This window comes from Microvirga terrae (genome assembly GCF_013307435.2).
Classification (GTDB): Bacteria; Pseudomonadota; Alphaproteobacteria; order Rhizobiales; family Beijerinckiaceae; genus Microvirga; species Microvirga terrae.
Genome location: NZ_CP102845.1, coordinates 3,605,267 through 3,622,812 on the forward strand (window position 1 = coordinate 3,605,267; position 17,546 = coordinate 3,622,812).

At 66.6% G+C, this 17,546-nt stretch carries 19 protein-coding genes; 4 read left to right on the plus strand and 15 right to left on the minus strand.

The features are described from left to right. Positions 1-10 precede the first annotated feature (10 nt). From HPT29_RS16965 to cobT, 5 genes are all read right to left on the minus strand, one after another. Positions 11-367, minus strand: coding sequence for a hypothetical protein (locus HPT29_RS16965; protein ID WP_173945508.1), 357 nt, complete (start codon positions 365-367; stop codon positions 11-13). A gap of 85 nt (positions 368-452) precedes the next feature. After that, positions 453-614 carry a CsbD family protein gene (locus HPT29_RS16970; RefSeq protein ID WP_173945509.1) on the minus strand — a complete coding sequence of 54 codons (162 nt, stop codon included), beginning with the start codon at positions 612-614 and terminating at the stop codon, positions 453-455. Positions 615-790: 176 nt separating this feature from the next. Further along, positions 791-1,423, minus strand: coding sequence for a uracil-DNA glycosylase family protein (locus HPT29_RS16975; protein ID WP_173945510.1), 633 nt, complete (start codon positions 1,421-1,423; stop codon positions 791-793). A 103-nt stretch (positions 1,424-1,526) separates the two neighbouring features. Further along, positions 1,527-2,030 carry a thermonuclease family protein gene (locus HPT29_RS16980; RefSeq protein WP_173945511.1) on the minus strand — a complete coding sequence of 168 codons (504 nt, stop codon included), beginning with the start codon at positions 2,028-2,030 and terminating at the stop codon, positions 1,527-1,529. After that, the gene (gene cobT, locus HPT29_RS16985) at positions 2,027-3,052 is read right to left on the minus strand and encodes a nicotinate-nucleotide--dimethylbenzimidazole phosphoribosyltransferase (RefSeq protein ID WP_173945512.1); all 1,026 of its coding nucleotides are present in this window, start codon (positions 3,050-3,052) and stop codon (positions 2,027-2,029) included. The genes HPT29_RS16980 and cobT overlap by 4 nt, the downstream gene beginning before the upstream one ends. A 77-nt stretch (positions 3,053-3,129) precedes the next feature. Between cobT and cobS the strand changes: the two genes are divergently transcribed. From cobS to HPT29_RS17000, 3 genes are read left to right on the plus strand one after another with little or no spacing between them, the layout of a single operon-like run. Further along, positions 3,130-3,966, plus strand: coding sequence for an adenosylcobinamide-GDP ribazoletransferase (gene cobS, locus HPT29_RS16990; protein ID WP_173945513.1), 837 nt, complete (start codon positions 3,130-3,132; stop codon positions 3,964-3,966). Positions 3,967-3,981: 15 nt separating this feature from the next. After that, positions 3,982-4,197, plus strand: coding sequence for a DUF1289 domain-containing protein (locus HPT29_RS16995; RefSeq protein WP_173945514.1), 216 nt, complete (start codon positions 3,982-3,984; stop codon positions 4,195-4,197). Then, entirely contained in the window at positions 4,197-4,910 is a 714-nt protein-coding gene (locus HPT29_RS17000; protein WP_173945515.1) for a retropepsin-like aspartic protease family protein, read from the plus strand. The genes HPT29_RS16995 and HPT29_RS17000 overlap by 1 nt, the downstream gene beginning before the upstream one ends. A 31-nt stretch (positions 4,911-4,941) precedes the next feature. Here the strand turns inward: HPT29_RS17000 and HPT29_RS17005 are convergent, their stop codons facing one another. The 9 genes from HPT29_RS17005 to xdhA form a co-directional block, all read right to left on the minus strand. Beyond that, positions 4,942-5,736 carry an ADYC domain-containing protein gene (locus HPT29_RS17005; protein WP_173945516.1) on the minus strand — a complete coding sequence of 265 codons (795 nt, stop codon included), beginning with the start codon at positions 5,734-5,736 and terminating at the stop codon, positions 4,942-4,944. A 242-nt stretch (positions 5,737-5,978) separates the two neighbouring features. Next, positions 5,979-6,194 carry a hypothetical protein gene (locus HPT29_RS17010; RefSeq protein WP_173945517.1) on the minus strand — a complete coding sequence of 72 codons (216 nt, stop codon included), beginning with the start codon at positions 6,192-6,194 and terminating at the stop codon, positions 5,979-5,981. A gap of 1,088 nt (positions 6,195-7,282) precedes the next feature. Then, positions 7,283-8,281, minus strand: coding sequence for a tRNA dihydrouridine(20/20a) synthase DusA (gene dusA / locus HPT29_RS17015; protein WP_173945518.1), 999 nt, complete (start codon positions 8,279-8,281; stop codon positions 7,283-7,285). A gap of 203 nt (positions 8,282-8,484) precedes the next feature. Next, positions 8,485-8,955, minus strand: a complete 471-nt coding sequence (ybaK, locus tag HPT29_RS17020) for a Cys-tRNA(Pro) deacylase (RefSeq protein ID WP_173945519.1) — start codon at positions 8,953-8,955, stop codon at positions 8,485-8,487. Between the two features lie 29 nt (positions 8,956-8,984). Continuing rightward, a complete protein-coding gene (locus HPT29_RS17025; protein ID WP_173945520.1) occupies positions 8,985-9,632 on the minus strand; it encodes an urease accessory protein UreE in 648 nt (215 codons plus the stop codon). Positions 9,633-9,687: 55 nt separating this feature from the next. Beyond that, positions 9,688-10,173: a nucleoside deaminase gene (locus HPT29_RS17030; RefSeq protein WP_247654710.1), complete on the minus strand. Its 486-nt coding sequence runs from the start codon at positions 10,171-10,173 to the stop codon at positions 9,688-9,690. Between the two features lie 6 nt (positions 10,174-10,179). Continuing rightward, the gene (gene xdhC / locus HPT29_RS17035; protein WP_173945521.1) at positions 10,180-11,145 is read right to left on the minus strand and encodes a xanthine dehydrogenase accessory protein XdhC; all 966 of its coding nucleotides are present in this window, start codon (positions 11,143-11,145) and stop codon (positions 10,180-10,182) included. Next, positions 11,142-13,472, minus strand: coding sequence for a xanthine dehydrogenase molybdopterin binding subunit (gene xdhB / locus HPT29_RS17040; protein ID WP_173945522.1), 2,331 nt, complete (start codon positions 13,470-13,472; stop codon positions 11,142-11,144). The genes xdhC and xdhB overlap by 4 nt, the downstream gene beginning before the upstream one ends. A gap of 4 nt (positions 13,473-13,476) precedes the next feature. Continuing rightward, positions 13,477-14,958, minus strand: a complete 1,482-nt coding sequence (gene xdhA, locus HPT29_RS17045) for a xanthine dehydrogenase small subunit (RefSeq protein ID WP_173945523.1) — start codon at positions 14,956-14,958, stop codon at positions 13,477-13,479. Between the two features lie 276 nt (positions 14,959-15,234). Here xdhA and HPT29_RS17050 point away from each other — a divergent pair, with 276 nt between their 5' ends. After that, the gene (locus HPT29_RS17050) at positions 15,235-16,851 is read left to right on the plus strand and encodes a calcium-binding protein (RefSeq protein WP_259060115.1); all 1,617 of its coding nucleotides are present in this window, start codon (positions 15,235-15,237) and stop codon (positions 16,849-16,851) included. A 110-nt stretch (positions 16,852-16,961) separates the two neighbouring features. On the opposite strand, the gene HPT29_RS17055 is transcribed toward HPT29_RS17050, so the two are convergent. Further along, entirely contained in the window at positions 16,962-17,402 is a 441-nt protein-coding gene (locus HPT29_RS17055; RefSeq protein ID WP_173945064.1) for a VOC family protein, read from the minus strand. Between the last annotated feature and the right edge of the window lie 144 nt (positions 17,403-17,546).

The window sequence follows — 17,546 nt, forward strand, 5'->3', positions numbered from 1 at the left end:
CCGCGCTTGATCATGCCTGCCGATGTCTCAATGCACAGACCTCTTCGTTCTTGTGCCGGGCCCTGCGGGGCAGGCTCGTCCAGGGAACGAGATTGAGATTCGCCGGCTCGGTCGTGCCGGTGCCGTCAAGGAAGTCCGGAACCTCCCCGTTGCGGAAGGCGCTCATCGGCGATCCGCCGCGGCTGAGTTCGTCTTCGCCAGCCACGCAATCATAAAGCCGGGTCTCGGATCGGATCTGATACTGCGGCTCGAAACGCCGTGAATCCAGGCATCCGACGATCGTGTAGGGCTGCTTGCAGACGAGATGAGGAAACCGGCGCTCCGTATAGAGCACGTGGTCTCCGACGGCGAAATGGTGAGCTCTCATGATGGCAACTCCTTCGTGATGTCCATGCAGGCCGCCATGCATGAACGGGGATTTGCCCCTGCGGTCCTTCGGCGCGTCGTATCGATCAGAAGCGACGGTCGAGATTCCAGATCTCGACATCCCGGACCGCCACTTCGTGAGGCAGTCCATATTGCTCCTGCACGCGGGCTATCAGCTGCGCCTTTGTCTTGATCTGCGCGAGATCCGACATGGACAGGCGATCCCATTTGGCTTGGATCTCCCGCATCGGACGCCCGGCGAAGATGGAACTTCTATGATTATCAGCGACAAACGACATGAAAATACCTAATCGATACTTTGGTAACGTCCCATTTACCTTAATGTTCCAAAATATTCGTACTAACTCGTCATGTATTTTTAAGAATTTCTATTGAGAGCTCTTATTCATTTTTCATGTGAATATCATCTCTCAGGAAGCATCCGCCGGACCTCGGCTCTGAGCACCGGCAGAAGCTCGGCCTCGAACCAGGCATTCGTCTTGAGCCAGCCGTTGTTGCGCCAGGAGGGGTGCGGCAGCGGCAGGGTGCGGGGCTTCTGCGGCTGGCTGAGGATCTCCCGCCAGCGTCGGACGGTCTGGGTCAGACCGTCCCTGGAGCCATCGCCCAGATGCCAAGCCTGGGCGTACTGGCCGATCAGAAGGACCAGGTCGAGACCGGGAAGCGCTTCGAAGAGCGGCCGGCGCCATGCTTCGGCGCATTCCCGGCGCGGGCCCAGGTCGCCGCCCTTGGCATCCTGTCCGGGAAAGCATGAACCCATGGGCACGATGGCGACCTTGGAGGCGTCGTAGAACGTCGCCCTGTCGACCCCGAGCCAGTCGCGCAGCCGCGTGCCCGACCGGTCGTCGAATGGGATGCCGCTCGCATGGGCCCGGGTCCCGGGCGCCTGGCTGGCGATGCACAGACGGGCCGTCGCGCTGCCCTGGATGATCGGCCGCGGCTCGTGCGGCAGGGCCGTTCCGTAGCGCGGCGCATCGCGGCAGATCCGGCAGGCTCGCAGCTGCCCGGCGAGATCGTCAAATGCTGGAGAGGGATTCATCCCTGAGACATGGGTTTCGCGGCCCGGACTCGTGAGAGCGCAGGCATCGGGCGAAACGTCTCAGCAGGGCCCTGCCGGGGCATCGGAATGTTTCACAGCCAGCCTACATGTTCTCCCGGCGCCAAGCCTGCGGACGCTCGAAATCGCCCTCCCACAGACCGGCGGAGCGGCTGCGGGCGCGGGTTTCCTCGGGCTCGTAATCGCGCCCGTAGGAGACTGCCCAGCCGCCCTCCACCATGCGGGCGCCGATGTCGCGGCCGTTCACCGTGCAGCGGGCGAGGACGCGCTGGTAGCGGTCCCGTCCGGTGGCGCGGCAGCGCACGGTCTCGCCCGACACGAGGTCGATCAGCACCCGGCGGGCCGTCTCGCCGCAGGCATAGGAGCGGCCGGCACGGGAGCAGCGCTGCTCCATCTCGGGGGCGTCGATGCCCTTGAGGCGGATGCGCGACTCGCCGATGCGGATCGTGTCTCCGTCGGTGACCTGTGCCCTGCCCTCGAGGGAGCGCCCACTCGGCTTCAGCACGAGCCCAGCCCCGCCGGCGAGCACCAGCGCGACGAGCACGGAGGCGATTCCGCTCGACCTGGAGCGATGACCGGACCGCCTCACGACAGACGCTCGGAAACTCCTGCCTGCCCGAAGGTGGCCATGTCCCGGTGCACGGCGGCCGCGGCCTTCACGAGGCCTGCGGCGAGCGCCGCGCCCGATCCCTCTCCGAGCCTCATGCCGAGCGCCAGAAGCGGAACCTTGCCGAGACGGGTGAGCACGTCCTGGTGCGCTCCCTCGGCGCTGAGATGGCCGGCGATGCAATGATCGAGGGTCGACGGATGGATCGCGTGGAGAATGGCGGCTGCCGCCGTCGCCACGTAGCCGTCGAGCACCACCGGGATGCGCTGCAGGCGCGCCGCCAGGATGGCCCCCGACATGGCGGCGATCTCGCGCCCGCCGACCCGGCGCAGAACCTCGAGCGGGTCCTTCAGGTGGTCGCCGTGATGGGCCATGGCCGCCTCGACGGCCGCGATCTTGCGCTTGAAACCCTCGTCGTCCACGCCCGTGCCGCGCCCGACCCAGTGCTCGGCAGGCCCGCCGTAGAGCGCCGTGTAGATGGCGGCCGCCACGGTGGTGTTGCCGATGCCCATCTCACCGACGGCAAGAAGGTCCGTGCCGCCCGCAATCGCCTCCATGCCGAACGCCATGGTGGCCACGCAGGCCTTCTCGTCCATGGCGTCGGCCTCGGTGATGTCGCCCGTCGGCATGTCGATGGCGAGATCGAAGACCTTGAAGCCGAGGCCGTAGGCCGCGCAGATCTGGTTGATCGCCGCTCCGCCGGCCGCGAAGTTCTCCAGCATCTGGCGATTCACCTCGGACGGAAAGGCCGACACGCCCTTGGCGGTCACCCCGTGGCTCGCCGCGAACACGCAGACGAGCGGCCGGTCGACGCTGGGCGAAGGCTTGGCCTGCCAGGCCGCGAGCCACTCGGCGATCCGCTCGAGGCGTCCCAGGCTCCCGGCCGGCTTGGTGAGCTGCCCGTCCCGCTGCCGCACGGCCTCGACGGCCGCTTCGTCCGGACCGGGCATGGTCGTGATCAGGCGGCGGATATCGTCGAAAGGTGAGGACACGGCATCAGACATGGAGGGCTCCGGCCCGGGGGGCATTGCAGAACGCGACGAGGCGTGACCTATAACGATCCAGGCACGCGGGGTGAAGCATGTCGGAGCAATTTGAACAGGGCGAAGCAGCGAACGGGGGCGGCTGGCGGGCGCTCGCGGTCGACTTGGCCCATTGCGTGCGCTTCTATTCCCGCCTTCCGGTCCCGGCCCTGCCCTGGGAGCAGGACGCCCATGCGCTTCCGAGCTTCCCGCGCCTCGTGCGGGCGATCCCGCTCGCCGGCCTCCTGATCGGCCTCCTGCCGGCGGCTGTGCTGGGCCTGGCCCTGCTCGCCGGTCTCGGCCCCTGGCTCTCGGCGATGCTCTCGGTGGCCGCCATGGTGACGACCACGGGAGCGCTCCACGAGGACGGACTGGCCGACCTGGCCGACAGCTGCGGGGGTCCGACCCGCGAGAAACGCCTGGAGATCATGCGGGACAGCCGAATCGGCTCGTTCGGCGCCTCGGCGCTGTGCCTCAGCCTGGCCCTGCGAATCGGCGCCCTCGCCGCCCTCGCGTCCCGGGCCGACGGCGGGGCCGCCATGGCGGCGGTTCTCATCGTCGCCTCGTTGTCGCGGACCGCGGGCCTGATGCCCATCGTGTTCCTTCCACCGGCTCGCCTGGACGGCCTGTCCCGGGCGGTCGGGCAGCCGGCGCGGGAGACGTTCTGGCTCGCGGCCGGAATCGCCGGCGTGATCGCCGTTGGCCTGGGGGCGCTCGCGGGCCTGCCACCCGTCGGCATCGCCCTCATGCTGGTTCTCTCGGGGGTGTCGGGCCTCGCGCTCACCCGCTTCGCATCGCGGCATCTCGGCGGACAGACGGGGGATGTGGCGGGCGCCGCCCAGCAGGCCGCGGAGATCGCTGCGCTGATCGGCCTCTTGACCGCTCTCCGGCCATGACGACATGAAGGTGTGATGACCCGCGTTTCCAGCCCCTGCATCCGCGTCTGCATGATCGATCCCGAAACGGGCCTGTGCGAGGGCTGCGGCCGCACGCGGGACGAGATTGCGAGCTGGTATCGCATCCCCGAAGAGGAGCGCCAGAAGATCATGGCGGCGCTGCCGGACCGGATGCGCGAGGCCTTCGCGGTCGAGTCGCCCTTCGCGCCCCAATCCGACAAGGCTCAGTGATGCCGGGCACTCGCGGGGCAGGCTTCCTTCTTCTCCTGGCGGCCCTTCTGGTCGGATTGTTCGGCGATGATCCGATCGGCGAGTTCTCGGCCCTGGAAGCGGCCGGCCTGCTGGGCCTCGGCGGCCTGTCCCTGCTCATGGCCGACTCCATTGTCGAGGGCTTTTCCCGCCACTGGACCTATGGCGTGCAGTCCGTCGCCGTCAGCGGCGGCATCCTGATCGCCCTGCTCGTCACCTATGCGTCCCGCGGCGAACTGCAGGCCGTGATCGACCGCGCCATCGGCGACATCGCGGTCGGCCGCACCGTCGTCACGCCCGAGGGCGAGGTGGTCGCGGCACGCCGCACCGACGGCAGCTTCGTGGTGCGCGGCGAGGTCAACGGCCACGAGACCCGCTTCGTCTTCGACACCGGCGCCAGCACGGTGGTTCTGCGCGCCGAAGATGCGGCCGCCACGGGCTTCAGGCTGGACCGCCTCGATTATTCGATTCCGGTCGCAACGGCCAACGGGGGAGCCCTCGCGGCCCCGGTCGTGATCGAGCGCCTGACGGTCGGTTCGATCACGGAGCGCAATGTTCGCGCGCTGATCGCCCGCTCGGGCGTGCTTCACGCCAACCTGCTCGGGATGACGTTCCTGGAGCGCCTGGGCTCCTACGAGGTGCGCGGCAACCGGCTGATCCTCAGGGCGCAGGCCGCACAGAACGATCCGGACTGATCGTTCCGCCGCGACGGCGATCCGCTGGCCGTCACTTCCGCGTGCGCCAGGTCAATATCGACTCGTTGAAGAGCAGCGCCCGCGGGTCCCTGCGCATCGCTTGCTCATGGCAGGCCTGCGGGCCGAGACGCCCGAGCAGCTGCGGGTAGCGTCGCGCCAACTCGTCCAGATCGATGTTGTCCGCGATGCGCGGATGCGACACGCAGATCGCCCCGTCCGCCCCCCAGGCCGCCTCGAACTCCATGCCGGGCGCGTGGTCCGGCGTCTGAATGCCGAAACGGTCATAGACGTTGACCGCCGTGCCATCGCGGGTGCTCGGCCGGTCGTCGCCGCCGTAATCGGCGCGCAGCATGTGCGTGCAGGCGCGATGCAGATCGCGCAGGGGAACGGCCGGATCGCTCTGCCACGGAAAATACCCGAACAGGATGCACTTGCCTTCGGCCCCGCTGGTGCATGCGAGGGCAAAGCCGCCGGCGCCGTCCGGATAGGCGAAGGCAACGCGGTCGCCCTTGGGGTCGCGCTCGCAGAGCTCCTCGAACATCCCGGTCTCGCGGTCCTTGACCGACATCCGGAACAGCGTGGCTGGAAGGTCCCTGACCTTCCCCTCGTGGACGACGCCGTCGATGCGGATCTCCCTGTCGCCGGCGGCCGTGCCGAGAACCAGAATCATGCCGGTGAGGGCCTGACCTCTGAAGATGCGCCCGTCGTCGAGGCTGAGAACGAGGTCGAGCCCATTGGCCTGGAAATGCCCCTCGAGGGCAGCTGCGGGCCTGACCGAAGCCGCGACGAGAGACAGCAGGAACACGAAGCGATAAAACAGACGCATGAGCCGATGCTTCCCCCGCTTCACGCGGGAGGAGCTTTCAATCGTGGATCCGTTCACTTGACGAGGAGGCGGGTGCCGTCGGGCAGAATAGCGGCCCTGGGAGCGGCCGCCTGGCTGCCATCGCGGCTCGCAGTCGCGTCTGTCCGTCCGGTCATGCTGGCGCCGGTTCATCCCGGAGAACACGCGGCGGCATGCGGGCGGGATCGACCTCCCCGCTCGCGCAAGGGAGGTTGAACACGACATCAGCGAACAGCGACCGTGGAGCCGTCCTGGAGGATCACAGACGTCACGCGGCTCCCGCCGGACGGAACGCCGAGCGCGCTTCCTCGGACAGCCCTGCCGTTGATCGTCAGACCGTTGATGGTGAGCCCGTTTGTAGCGAAACCTGCCTGTGTGGCTGATGTGGCCGCGACACCGGCGATGATGGCCAAAACGGCCGCGCACGAACGAAGGGACATAATCATTCTTCCTCCAGATGGGTGACCAGGCCGTAGTGCCTGCCCAGGGAGGCAAGATAGTCGTTACTTTGTTACAGTAAAGCTCGCCATGGCTCTCGAACCTGTATTTTCGAAGTTTTCGCGGACAAACTTCAACGTCGAAATATTATCGGTTGCAGTCCTATGACTACAGGTTGCTGAAATCGGCGCGTGACATCGTGAGGACGACTCAGCACGGCGCCCGGCACGTCCGGCACCGGGGCGTCGGGCCAGATGCGCCTGAAGGCACTGCGCTCCCCGAAGCGTTCCGACTAGGGACATCGAGACGATTCCGGTGCCCCTTGCCCGGCCGCCACGCTCGACTCAAGGCGGCGCATCACCGATCCGAGGAACCGGCGCACAAGACCACGCCAGTAGCGGCACCCTCATTATTGTGCGAACCTCGTTTCATCACGGGAGCGGCGCGACGCCCCGGTACCCTCATGCGGGCCGATCCCCAGACTTGAGCGAGCGCTGCAGACAGGTGAAGGAAGACTAAGAAAAGGAGCCCCTTCGCGAACCAGAAGAGGCTCCTCTCTCCATTTAATGAGTATTGGTGACTAGGATTTGGTTATCTGGAAAGTATAACTGCCTCCCGATCGGTTCAGCGCGGCAGCTGTTCCGGGTAGCGTGCGGCAGGGTAGAGAGAAGGATATTTAGAGGAAGGATAGATTTGAACGAGCATAATATTCCCCTTTTCACTGATTTATGAGAGTTTCCCAAGAGACAGTCTCTAGAGTTGCTTAACTCTCAAGAACAACAATAAATGTCATAACGTTATTGTAAAGCAGGAAATGGATTGGAATAACATTTTGCAATCCAGAGTTAACCTGGAGGCAGAACAATCAATTATCGATTGTCAGCGCGTCAAACTTCATGTTGAAGTTCGGCTCAGATCCAACCCTGGATAGGCGCAACAGCGACGGCACGCCTTAAAGTAACGATGTTACTATTTTGATCGCCGATGCGAAAATACGATTATCTTTCAGCCATTTGGACGATTTGCCTCTAGGGAATCACCCTTGTGAGCGGCGGGCGGCAGCAGAAGTGCCGGATTCAGCCCGGGGCTTTTAGGCCGCGTCGGCGGGAATTTGGCACTCCGTCGCACGGGAGACATGCGCGACCGCCTCGCGGAGCGTCGCGAGACCGGCTCCCGGCTTGACCGCCTCGGTGGCCAGATGGCGCCGGTAGGCCCGCGCTCCCGGACGTCCGGTGAAGAGCCCCAGCATATGGCGGGTGATGCTGCTCAGGCGCTCGCCCCTCTCGAGGTGCGACGCGATGTAGGGCTCGTAGGCTTCGACGGCCTCGAAGCCGTCCGCCACCGGCGGCTCCTCGCCATGAAGCTCGCGGTCGACCCCGAGCAGGATCTCGGGCTCGTGATAGGCGACCCGGCCCAGCATGACGCCGTCCACCTGCGTCAGGTGCTGGCGGATCTCGCCCCAGGTCTTGATCCCGCCGTTGATGGCGACCGGCAGATCGGGTCGGGACGCCTTGAGGCGATAGACGCGCGGGTAGTCGAGCGGTGGGATGTCCCGGTTCTCCTTTGGCGAGAGCCCCTGGAGCCAGGCCTTGCGGGCATGGACCGTCAGCTCGTCGCAGCCGGCGGACACGACACTGGCCGCGAGACGGTCCAGGGCCTCTTCCGGATCCTGATCGTCGACGCCGATCCGGCATTTCACCGTCACCGGCAGGGACACGGCGGCCTTCATGGCGGCCACGCACTCGCCCACCAGCTCGGGCTCCTGCATCAGACAGGCGCCGAAGCGGCCGTTCTGCACCCGGTCGGACGGGCAGCCCACATTGAGGTTGATCTCGTCATAGCCGAAATCGGCGCAGATCCCCGCGGCCTGCGCGAGCTCCTCCGGGCTGGAGCCGCCCAGCTGCACAGCCACCGGATGCTCCGAGGGATCAAAGCCCAGGAGCCGGTCCCGCGGCCCGTGAATGACAGCCCCGGTGGTGACCATCTCCGTATAGAGCCGCGTCCGCCGCGACAGGACGCGGTGGAACGCCCGGCAATGTCGGTCGGTCCAGTCCATCATGGGGGCCACGGAGATAAATTTCTGCGTCATTGTCGGCAAAGCAATCGGTCGGGATCTCGGGGAGCGGCCCTTTCATATGGTGATGGAGCGCTCAAGGCAAATAGCCGCGAGCCGATACCGCGACAGGGGGTTGTCTACCGGCCTTGTGCCGGTGATCGCGCTTGCTTGAAACGCCGCGCTTCACCGGATCGGGATGGCCGGGACGAGCCCGGCCATGACGGCGTTGGAGACCCTCACACCACCCCGGCCACCTTCGCGTCGAGCACCGCCGCCGCCGCGCGGGGATCCAGCTTGACCTGCAGGCCCCTCTGGCCGCCGTTCATGAACACCTCGGCGTGGTTGAGCGCCGATTGTTCGAGCACCGTGGGCACGCGCTTCTTCTGACCGAAGGGGCTGATGCCGCCCACATGGTAGCCCGTGATGCGCTCCGCATCCCCGGGTTTCATCATCTGGGCCGCCTTGCCGCCGAGAGCGGCCGCGAGCTTCTTCAGGTTCACTTCCTGGTCGGAGGGCAGGATCACGCAGGCCGGCCGGTTGTCCACCAGCACCATCAAGGTCTTGAGCACGCTCGCCGGGTCGGCCCCCATGGCCTCGGCCGCCTGCAGGCCGATGCGCTCCGCGTTCGGGTCGTAGTCGTAGGCGTGGACCGTGAAGGCGACTCGGGCCTGCTGCAGCGCCTGGGTCGCGCGGGTGGTCTTCGACATGGTCGTGGCGTGGGGAGCGTCAGGTGCGGTCAGTGATCGTGCTTGTGCCCATGATGGTGGTGATGCCCACCGCATCCGCAGCCCGGGCCGTGATCATGGTGATGCCCGTGGTCATGGTGATGATGGTCATGATCGTGCTCGTGGCCATGATCGTGATGGTCGTGGCTGTGCGCATGAGCGTGGCTGTGGCTCTCGGCATGGCTGTGGCCGTGATCATGATGGTGATGATGGCCGTGGTCGTGATCGCAGACATGGGCGCTGCGCTCCGGCCGGAAGGGGCGCTCCACCGGGGTCGCGGTGCAGCCCTGCCCGCGCACGAGCTCGGCGACCGACGGATCGTTCTCGACGTAGAGGGCGTCCGCCGTGACCTCGACCAGGCCATGGCTGCTGCCGAGATGCCAGGCGAGCCGCGTGAGACGCAAGGGATTCTCGGCCTTCACTTCCAAGAGCGGTTCGGCCGCTGCCTTCACCTGGACCAGCCGTCCGTCCTCGAGCCGCAGGGCGTCACCGTCGTTGACCGTGGTCTCCATGTCGAGGTCGAGCAGGATCTCGGTCCCGCCCTCGGCCCGCAGGCTCCCCTGGCGGCGATTGCGCGCCTCGTGGTCCAGGGCGATCGTATCGATGACGCGGTCGGCCTTCACGGCGGGCTTGCGGACGATGGTGGTGACGCGGGGCATGGGGCAGATCTCGATGAGTGTCGGGTGAAGCTCAGATAGGAAGCGCAGCGGGATATTAATAGGCGATCTTGTCGTCCTTGTCCGCCCAGGCGTCGAACACCGCCCGCGCCTCCAGGCTCGGAAGGTGGTCCATGGGCAGGATGCGCTCGGGGATGGACTTGGGGATCTCGTCATAGATCAGGCTGTCGTCGAAGCCGATGTCGGCCGCATCCTGCCGGGTATTGGCGAAGACGATGCGGCTCACCCTGGCCCAATAGGCGGAGGCGAGGCACATGGGGCACGGCTCGCAGCTCGTATAGAGCGTGGCGCCCTCGAGCGAGTAGTCACCGATCTCCTGACACGCACGGCGGATCGCCGTGACCTCGGCATGGGCCGTCGGGTCGTTGGCGGAGGTGACCTGGTTCCAGCCCTCGGCCAGGATCTTACCGTCGCGCACGATCACGGCGCCGAACGGGCCGCCGGCTCCCCGGTCCATGTGCTCGCGGGACAATTCGATGGCGCGCGCCAGATAGCGCTGATCGTCGGTCTTCATGGTGTTCATGGAGGCTTATGTATCGTTTGAGGGCGCGGGAGGCGAGAGATTTCGCTCGGGATTCCCGCCTTCGCGGACCTGCAGCAGCTGCGCCGTCACGGAGGCGGCGATGACCGCCGGATCCTTGTCGGCGATCCCGGCCAGCCCGATGGGGCAGACCAGTGCGCGGATCCTCTCCTCGGGCAGGTGCAGCTCCCGGAAGCGTTTCTCGAAGCGCGCCCGCTTCGTGGCGCTGCCGATGAGGCCCACATAGGGAAAGGCCCGCTTCAGGGCCGCGGCCGTAATCGCCATGTCGAGGGGATGGTCGTGGGTCATGACGAGGATCAGGGAGGCGGGATCGGCCCCGGCGATCTCCGCTTCCGGGTCGCGCAGGCGCACCGCCCGAGCGTTCGCCGGGACATGGGAGGGAAAGGCGTCCTCCCGGTCGTCGAGCCATCGGACGGCGAAGGGCAGCGGCGCGAGGGAGAGGACGAGCGCGCGCCCCACATGGCCGGCGCCGAACAGCAGGACCGGCGTGCGAGCCACGCCGTGGGTCTCGTGCCAGCCCGTCCAGCGGTCGTCGCCCACCGCGGAGGCGAGCTCGCGCCTGACGCGCCCCTCCTCCATCCGGCACTCGACCTCGAACGGCCCGCCCCCGGCCTCGGCTTCGACCAGAGGCGCCAGATCATCGAGATCGCGCCCGTCGAAGGTCTCGATCAGGATCGCCACCCGGCCGCCGCAGCATTGGCCGAGATCAGGACCCAGCGCCTGATCGACGATCCTGGCCGGCCCCCGTCCGGCCTGAAGCATCTCGCGGGCGATATCGAGCATGCGGAATTCGAGCTGCCCGCCCCCGATGGTGCCGTGAAACGCCCCGTCGGGCCGCACCGCCATACGGGCCCCGGCCTCCCGGGGCGCGGAGCCTTTCACGTCATGCACGGAGATGAGTGCGGCGGAGCCGTGCCGCGTCACGAGATCGGTGAGCTGGCGCCAGACCCTCACCCCATCGGCCTCCCGCGCAGTGCCTCGCAGGCCCGCAGGATCGCCTCGGGCGTCGCGGGCGCATCGAGCGGCACGGGCCGCGAGGGGTCGATCGCATGGACCGCGTCGGCCAGGGCGCAGAACACGCTGTTCGCCAGCATGATCGGCGGCTCGCCCACGGCCTTGGAGCGATAGATCGTCTCCTCCCGGTTCTCGTTGGGAAAGAGCGCCACGTTGAATTCCGCCGGCACGTCGGAGGCGACCGGGATCTTGTAGGTCGAGGGCGCGTGGGTGAGCAGGTGCCCTTCCCGGCTGAAGACCAGCTCCTCGGTGGTGAGCCAGCCCATGCCCTGCACGAAGCCGCCCTCGATCTGGCCGATGTCGATGGCCGGATTGAGCGAGCGGCCGACATCGTGGAGGATGTCGGCGCGCAGCAGGCGGTTCTCGCCGGTCAGCGTATCGACGATCACCTCCGAGCAGGCTGCCCCATAGGCGAAGTAGAAGAACGGCCGTCCGGTGCCCTTGTCGCGGTTCCAGGTGATCTTTGGCGTCTTGTAGTGTCCGGCCTCGGAGAGCGGCACGCGCGCCGCGATGCATTTCTTCGCCAGCTCGTCGAAGGAGAGGCTCTGATTGCCGACGAACACCCGGTCGTCGCGGAACGCGATCTGATCCTCCGGAACGCCATAGGCCTCGGCCGCGTGTGCGATCATCCGCCGCTTGATCGCTCCGGCCGCGACCCGCGCCGCCATGCCGTTGAGATCTGACCCGGATGACGCGGCCGTCGGCGAGGTGTTCGGCACCTTCGCGGTGGTGGTCGCCGTGATGCGCACGCGCTCCAGGGCGATGCCGAATTCCTCGGCCACGACCTGCGCCACCTTGACGTAGAGCCCCTGCCCCATCTCGGTGCCGCCGTGGTTCAGATGCACGGACCCGTCCTGATACACGTGCACCAAGGCGCCGGCCTGGTTCATGTGGGTGAGCGTGAAGCTGATGCCGAACTTCACCGGCGTGAGCGCGAGACCGCGCTTCATGATCGGCGAGGACGCATTGAAGGCCGCGATCTCCTCGCGGCGCGCGCGGTAGTTCGAGGTCTGCTCGAGCGTGCGCACGAGATTGAGGAGCGTGTCCGTCTCCTCGACCTCCATGCCGTAGGGCGTGACGTTTTCGGTCTCGCGGTATAAATTCGCATAGCGCACATCGAGCGGGTCGCGCCCCGTCGCCCAGGCGATCCGGTCCATCACGTGCTCGATGGCGAGCATGCCCTGCGGGCCGCCGAAGCCGCGAAACGCCGTGTTCGACACCGTGTTGGTCTTCAGTCGTTTCGACGCGATGCGCACGGCAGGCATCCAATAGGCGTTGTCCGCGTGGAACATCGCGCGGTCGACGACGCCGCTGGACAGATCCGCCGAGTAGCCGCAGCGGGCGAGCAGATCCACCGCGTAACCCTGCATGCGCCCGTCACCGTCGAAGCCCACGGTCCAGTCGCAGCGGAAGTCGTGGCGCTTGCCGGTGAGGACGAAATCGTCGTCGCGGTCGAGGCGAAGCTTGCAGGGCCGTCCCGTCGCGCGGGCCGCGAGGGCGGCCGTCACGGCCCATTGCGTCGCCTGGCTCTCCTTGCCGCCGAAGCCGCCGCCCATGCGGCGCGTCTCGCAGGTCACGTATGCGTCGGGAATGTCGAGCACGCGAGCCACCACATGCTGCACTTCCGTCGGGTGCTGGGTCGAGGAATAGACATGGATGTCCCCGTCCTCTCCCGGGACCGCCAGGGCGATCTGCCCTTCCAGGTAGAAATGCTCCTGACCGCCGACGCGGAACCGTCCCGCCAGCTTCAGCGGCGCCTGAGCGATGGCGGCATCCGGGTCGCCGCGGCCATAGGCATAATCGGGCAGCACGGTCTCGCCGCGCTCGAGCGCGTCCTCGACCGTGATGCTGGGCGTCTCCGCGTCGATCTCCATCACGGCCTTCTTGACGGCGCGGCGCGCCACGTCGCGGCTCGTCGCCACGACGGCGAACAGGGCCTGGCCCAGGAAGCTGATGTCGGTGTCGACGAAGAGCGGATCGTCGCCGAAGGCCGGCGACACGTCGTTCTTGCCGGGAATGTCGGACGCAGTGAGCACCGCCACGACGCCGGGCACCGCGCGTACGGCGGAAACGTCAAGAGACACGAGGCGCCCGCGCGCCTTCGGCGACTGCCCGACGGCGACATGCAAGGTGCCGTCGGGCTCGCGGATGTCGTCGATGTACTGAGCGGAGCCCTGAACGTGCTTCAGGCCGGAATCGTGCGGGAGCGGCTGGCGGATGTGGCGAAGCGCTTCTGCTTCCATCATCGGCTTGGCGGGTGCGTTCATGGCTCTACTCCGCCGCCTGAAGCGCTTCGCGCCCGCCGACGATCCGCGTCGCCCGCGTGTCGCCCGACGCCGTTTCGCTCAGGGCCTTGAAGACCAAGTTGCGCGCGACCGTCGAGCGGTAGGCCGACGAGGCCCTGTGATCGTCGAGGGGCTGGTAGTCGCGTGCGATGGCCGCCATGGCCTCGCCCCATGTTTCAGGCTCGTCGAGGGAGACGCCCGCCAGCGCCCGCTCCGTCTCGGCGGCGCGCTTCGGCGTGCCGGCCATGCCGCCGAACGCGACGCGGGCCTCCGCGATGCGCCGCCCGTCGAGGATGAGCTTGAAGGCACCGAGCACCGACGAGATGTCCTCGTCGAAGCGCTTCGAGATCTTGTACGCGCGGAAGGCCTCATGGCCGTTCAGCTTCGGCACGCTCACGCGGCGCACGAACTCGCCCGGCAGGCGATCCTGCCTGCGATAGGCGATGAAGAAATCTTCGAGCGGAAGGGTGCGGGTGGCCTCGCCCCGGCGCAGCTCCAGCTCCGCGCCGAGCGCGATGAAGACCGGCGCGAGATCGCCGATCGGCGACCCGTTGGCGATGCTGCCGCCGACGGTTCCCGAGGCGCGCACCTGCAGCGACCCGAAGCGGCGCATGATCTCGCCGAGATCGGGGTCGATCCGTGCGAGGGCGGGATGGATGGCTGCGTGAGTCACGGTCGCGCCGATGCCGAGCGCGTCGGAGGAATCCTCGATGACATCGAGCCCGGCCACGCGCCCGAGCCAGATGATCTTCTCGATCTCCATCATGGCCTTGGTGATCCAAAGGCCCACATCCGTGCAGCCGGCGACCAGCGTCGCGTCCGGGTGCTGCGCATAGAGAGCCGCGAGGGATGCTTCGCTCGCGGGCGCGGCGAAGAAGCAGGCCTCGCTGCCGATGAAGACGTCACGGCCGTCGGCAAGGTCCATGAGACCGCGCGCGGTTTGATCGCTCCTGGCCGAGAAGGGATCGCCGGCCTGTCCGCCGCAGGCCTGAAGCGCCGCATCGACGATCGGCCGGTAGCCGGTGCAGCGGCAGAGGTTGCCCGCCAGCGCATCGTTGGCGCTCTCCCGGGTCAACGGCCGCTCGCCCTCGTGATAGAGGGTGAAGAGGCTCATCACGATCCCGGGCGTGCAGAAGCCGCATTGCGACCCGTGGCTCGCCACCATGGCGGTCTGGACCGGATGCAATTCGCCGTTCGCGGCGAGATCCTCGACGGTGACGAGTTCCGCCCCGTCGACTTGGCCGAGCAGCAGGATGCAGGCGTTGACCGGTTCGTAATGGACACGCCCGCCCCTCAACCGGCCGAGCGCCACCGTGCAGGCGCCGCAATCGCCCTCCGCGCACCCCTCCTTGGTGCCGACGCGACGCTCCTGAAGCCTCAAGTAGTCCAGAAGCGTGGTGCGCGGGTGAAAACCTGAAACCTCGACTGCCTGTCCGTTCCGCCAGAAGCGGATTGCTGCACGCCTCAAATCGTCCTCCGCCGGGTTCGTCCCGGTTCGCTGATCAGCCGCATAGAATGACCGAGCGGCAGGATTACGCAATAGGCGCGTGTGCGGCGCCGAAGGCGGCTGGAAGCGTGATCGAAAAAAGGTCCTAGGTACTCTTTCCTGCAATTTCTGAGGAAGATTCCCGCTCTTGAGCAACCTAAGCTTGATGACAATTCGAAATAATATATCGTATTATACGGGGTGGCTCTGAGGGCTGTGCACTCGAACGAGGGCGATCTCCGTCCTTAAGATCGGAGAATGAAATTGGCATACAATCTTTGGGAAGAGATGGCGAGACTGCAGGCAAGGGTGCTCGCCGGAACCGTTTTGGCCGGGACCGCGAACGGCGGTGGAATCAGCAGCCCGACCGATGGAGGCTCCAGCGGCGGTGGGATCAGTGGTGGTGGTGAGGTCACCCTTGAGGTCGCCGACCGAGTCATGATCGAGGGTAAACTTCATGACGTCATCGTCATCAACGGTCAACGTTATGCTATCGATCCTGCCAATCCAAATGGATCGCCGGCTTACAGATTGGGAGAGGGAGCTGACGGAGGGGCAACGGCGACGCTCGATGCAACGTTCCACGATCGCATTCGTTTCGGCGAAGTGCCGTCTAGCGGCGCTGACGGCGGCACCGGCGGTGGCATCGATGGAGGCGCTGGAGACGGCGGCTCGGGTGGAGGTGCCGGCGACGGTGGTTCAAGCGGTGGAACGGACGACGGGGGCACAACCGTTCAGCAGACAAATGTCGTTTTGAAGTTGGCTGATGGAAGCTATCTCACCGCCGCGATGACCTTAGGCTCGACCGGCAGCGATTTTCTCCATCAAGCCGGCTTCGTCTATGGCGGCGCCGGCAACGACAGCATTGTAGGCTATAGCGGCAACGACATCATCGATGGCGGCAACGGCAATGATTGGATGGATGGCGGCGCCGGCAGCGATGTCATGGATGGTCGTTCCGGCTGGGACGTGGTGTCCTACCAGAGCGCCGCGAGCGGCATCACGGTCGACCTCACCAGCAACGCCAACAGCGGCGCCGCCGCCGGCGACAGGATCCTCAACGTCGAGGTGCTGCAGGGCTCGAACCACGCCGACCGGCTCACCGGCCTCGACCGCGGCAACGGCAGCGGCGTCCAGCTCTACGGCGAAGGCGGCGACGACGGGCTCACCGGCAAGGCCGGCGGTGACGCCCTGTTCGGCGGCGCCGGCAACGACTGGCTCGACGGCGGCCCGGGCGGCGACCTCCTCGACGGCGGCGCCGGCTGGGACGTGCTCTCCTACCAGAGCGCCACCGGCGGCGTGGTGGTCGACCTGACCGGCAACCAGAACGGCGGCGCGGCGGCGGGGGATCAGGTCTCGAACATCGAGGTGCTGCAGGGCTCGAACTACGCCGACACGCTGACCAGCATCGACCGCGGCGGCGGCTCGGGGGCGCAGCTCTACGGTGAGGGCGGCAACGACACCCTGTACGGCCGGGGCGGCGGCGACTACCTGTTCGGGGGTGCCGGCGACGACCTCCTCGACAGCGGCTTCGGCGATGACGTGCTCAGCGGCGGGGCGGGGGCGGACACGTTCCGGTTCAGCACGGGCCTGGGTGCGGGCAACGTCGACACGCTGCAGGACTTATCACTGGCGCAGGGCGACCGCATCCTGCTCAGCCGGAGCGTGTTCGCCGGCGCCGGCTACGATGCCCTGGCGGGGGCGGCGTTCACCCTCGGCACGGCAGCCACGACGGCGGTGCACCGGATCGTGTACGATCAGGAGACCGGCGACTTGTTCTACGATGCCGACGGGGTGGGCGGCGCGGCGCAGGTCAAGTTCGCGGTGCTCGCCAACCATGCGTCGCTCACCGCGGCAAACTTCCAGATCCTCTGACGCGTCGCTAGGACAGCGCTTCGCCGAAGGAAAAGGCGCGGCCCGAAAGCCGCGCCTTTTCCTTCGCGGGTCCATCACTCAGCCGATTGCCGTTCAAGAATCGTCCGGCCTCACCACGTGCCCGTATTAGGCATGGACGCCCAGGGCTCCTGCACCGGCTTGGGTTCGCCGCGCTGCAGCAACTCGATCGAGATGTTGTCCGGGGTCTTGACGAAGGCCATGTAGCCGTCGCGGGGCGGACGGTTGATGGTGACGCCCGCATCCATCAGCTTCTGGCAGAATGCGTAGATGTCGTCGACCCGATAGGCGAGATGCCCGAAGTTGCGGCCGCCGGCATATTCCTTCTCGTCCCAGTTGTGGGTGAGTTCCAGCAGCGGCGCCTTCGTGTCCTTCGACTTGTCGACGTCGTTGGGAGCCGCCAGGAACACGAGGGTGTAGCGACCCTTTTCGTTGTCCGTCCGACGGACCTCGACGAGCCCGAACTTGTTGACGAAGAAATCGAGGGATTCCTCGAGGTTCGAGACGCGAACCATCGTGTGCAGATATTCCATGGTCACATTCCTTATGGGTCGGGGATAGGTCATGGCGTAATTGCCGGAGAGTTCAAGAGGTACCTTTTTCTTGCGCAGAAAAAGCCTTGGATTTGCTCAAGATCCTATGGCCTCTTATGGATGCTGCTTCGAGCAGACCGGAGG

Coding starts and splice junctions, on each gene's coding strand:
- HPT29_RS16965 (WP_173945508.1), bottom strand. CDS start 367: ATGAGAGCTCACCATTTCGCCGTCGGAGACCACGTGCTCTATACGGAG.
- HPT29_RS16970 (WP_173945509.1), bottom strand. CDS start 614: ATGCGGGAGATCCAAGCCAAATGGGATCGCCTGTCCATGTCGGATCTC.
- HPT29_RS16975 (WP_173945510.1), bottom strand. CDS start 1,423: ATGAATCCCTCTCCAGCATTTGACGATCTCGCCGGGCAGCTGCGAGCC.
- cobT (WP_173945512.1), bottom strand. CDS start 3,052: ATGTCTGATGCCGTGTCCTCACCTTTCGACGATATCCGCCGCCTGATC.
- cobS (WP_173945513.1), top strand. CDS start 3,130: ATGTCGGAGCAATTTGAACAGGGCGAAGCAGCGAACGGGGGCGGCTGG.
- HPT29_RS16995 (WP_173945514.1), top strand. CDS start 3,982: ATGACCCGCGTTTCCAGCCCCTGCATCCGCGTCTGCATGATCGATCCC.
- HPT29_RS17000 (WP_173945515.1), top strand. CDS start 4,197: ATGCCGGGCACTCGCGGGGCAGGCTTCCTTCTTCTCCTGGCGGCCCTT.
- HPT29_RS17005 (WP_173945516.1), bottom strand. CDS start 5,736: ATGCGTCTGTTTTATCGCTTCGTGTTCCTGCTGTCTCTCGTCGCGGCT.
- HPT29_RS17010 (WP_173945517.1), bottom strand. CDS start 6,194: ATGTCCCTTCGTTCGTGCGCGGCCGTTTTGGCCATCATCGCCGGTGTC.
- dusA (WP_173945518.1), bottom strand. CDS start 8,281: ATGACGCAGAAATTTATCTCCGTGGCCCCCATGATGGACTGGACCGAC.
- ybaK (WP_173945519.1), bottom strand. CDS start 8,955: ATGTCGAAGACCACCCGCGCGACCCAGGCGCTGCAGCAGGCCCGAGTC.
- HPT29_RS17025 (WP_173945520.1), bottom strand. CDS start 9,632: ATGCCCCGCGTCACCACCATCGTCCGCAAGCCCGCCGTGAAGGCCGAC.
- HPT29_RS17030 (WP_247654710.1), bottom strand. CDS start 10,173: ATGAACACCATGAAGACCGACGATCAGCGCTATCTGGCGCGCGCCATC.
- xdhB (WP_173945522.1), bottom strand. CDS start 13,472: ATGAACGCACCCGCCAAGCCGATGATGGAAGCAGAAGCGCTTCGCCAC.
- HPT29_RS17050 (WP_259060115.1), top strand. CDS start 15,235: ATGAAATTGGCATACAATCTTTGGGAAGAGATGGCGAGACTGCAGGCA.
- HPT29_RS17055 (WP_173945064.1), bottom strand. CDS start 17,402: ATGGAATATCTGCACACGATGGTTCGCGTCTCGAACCTCGAGGAATCC.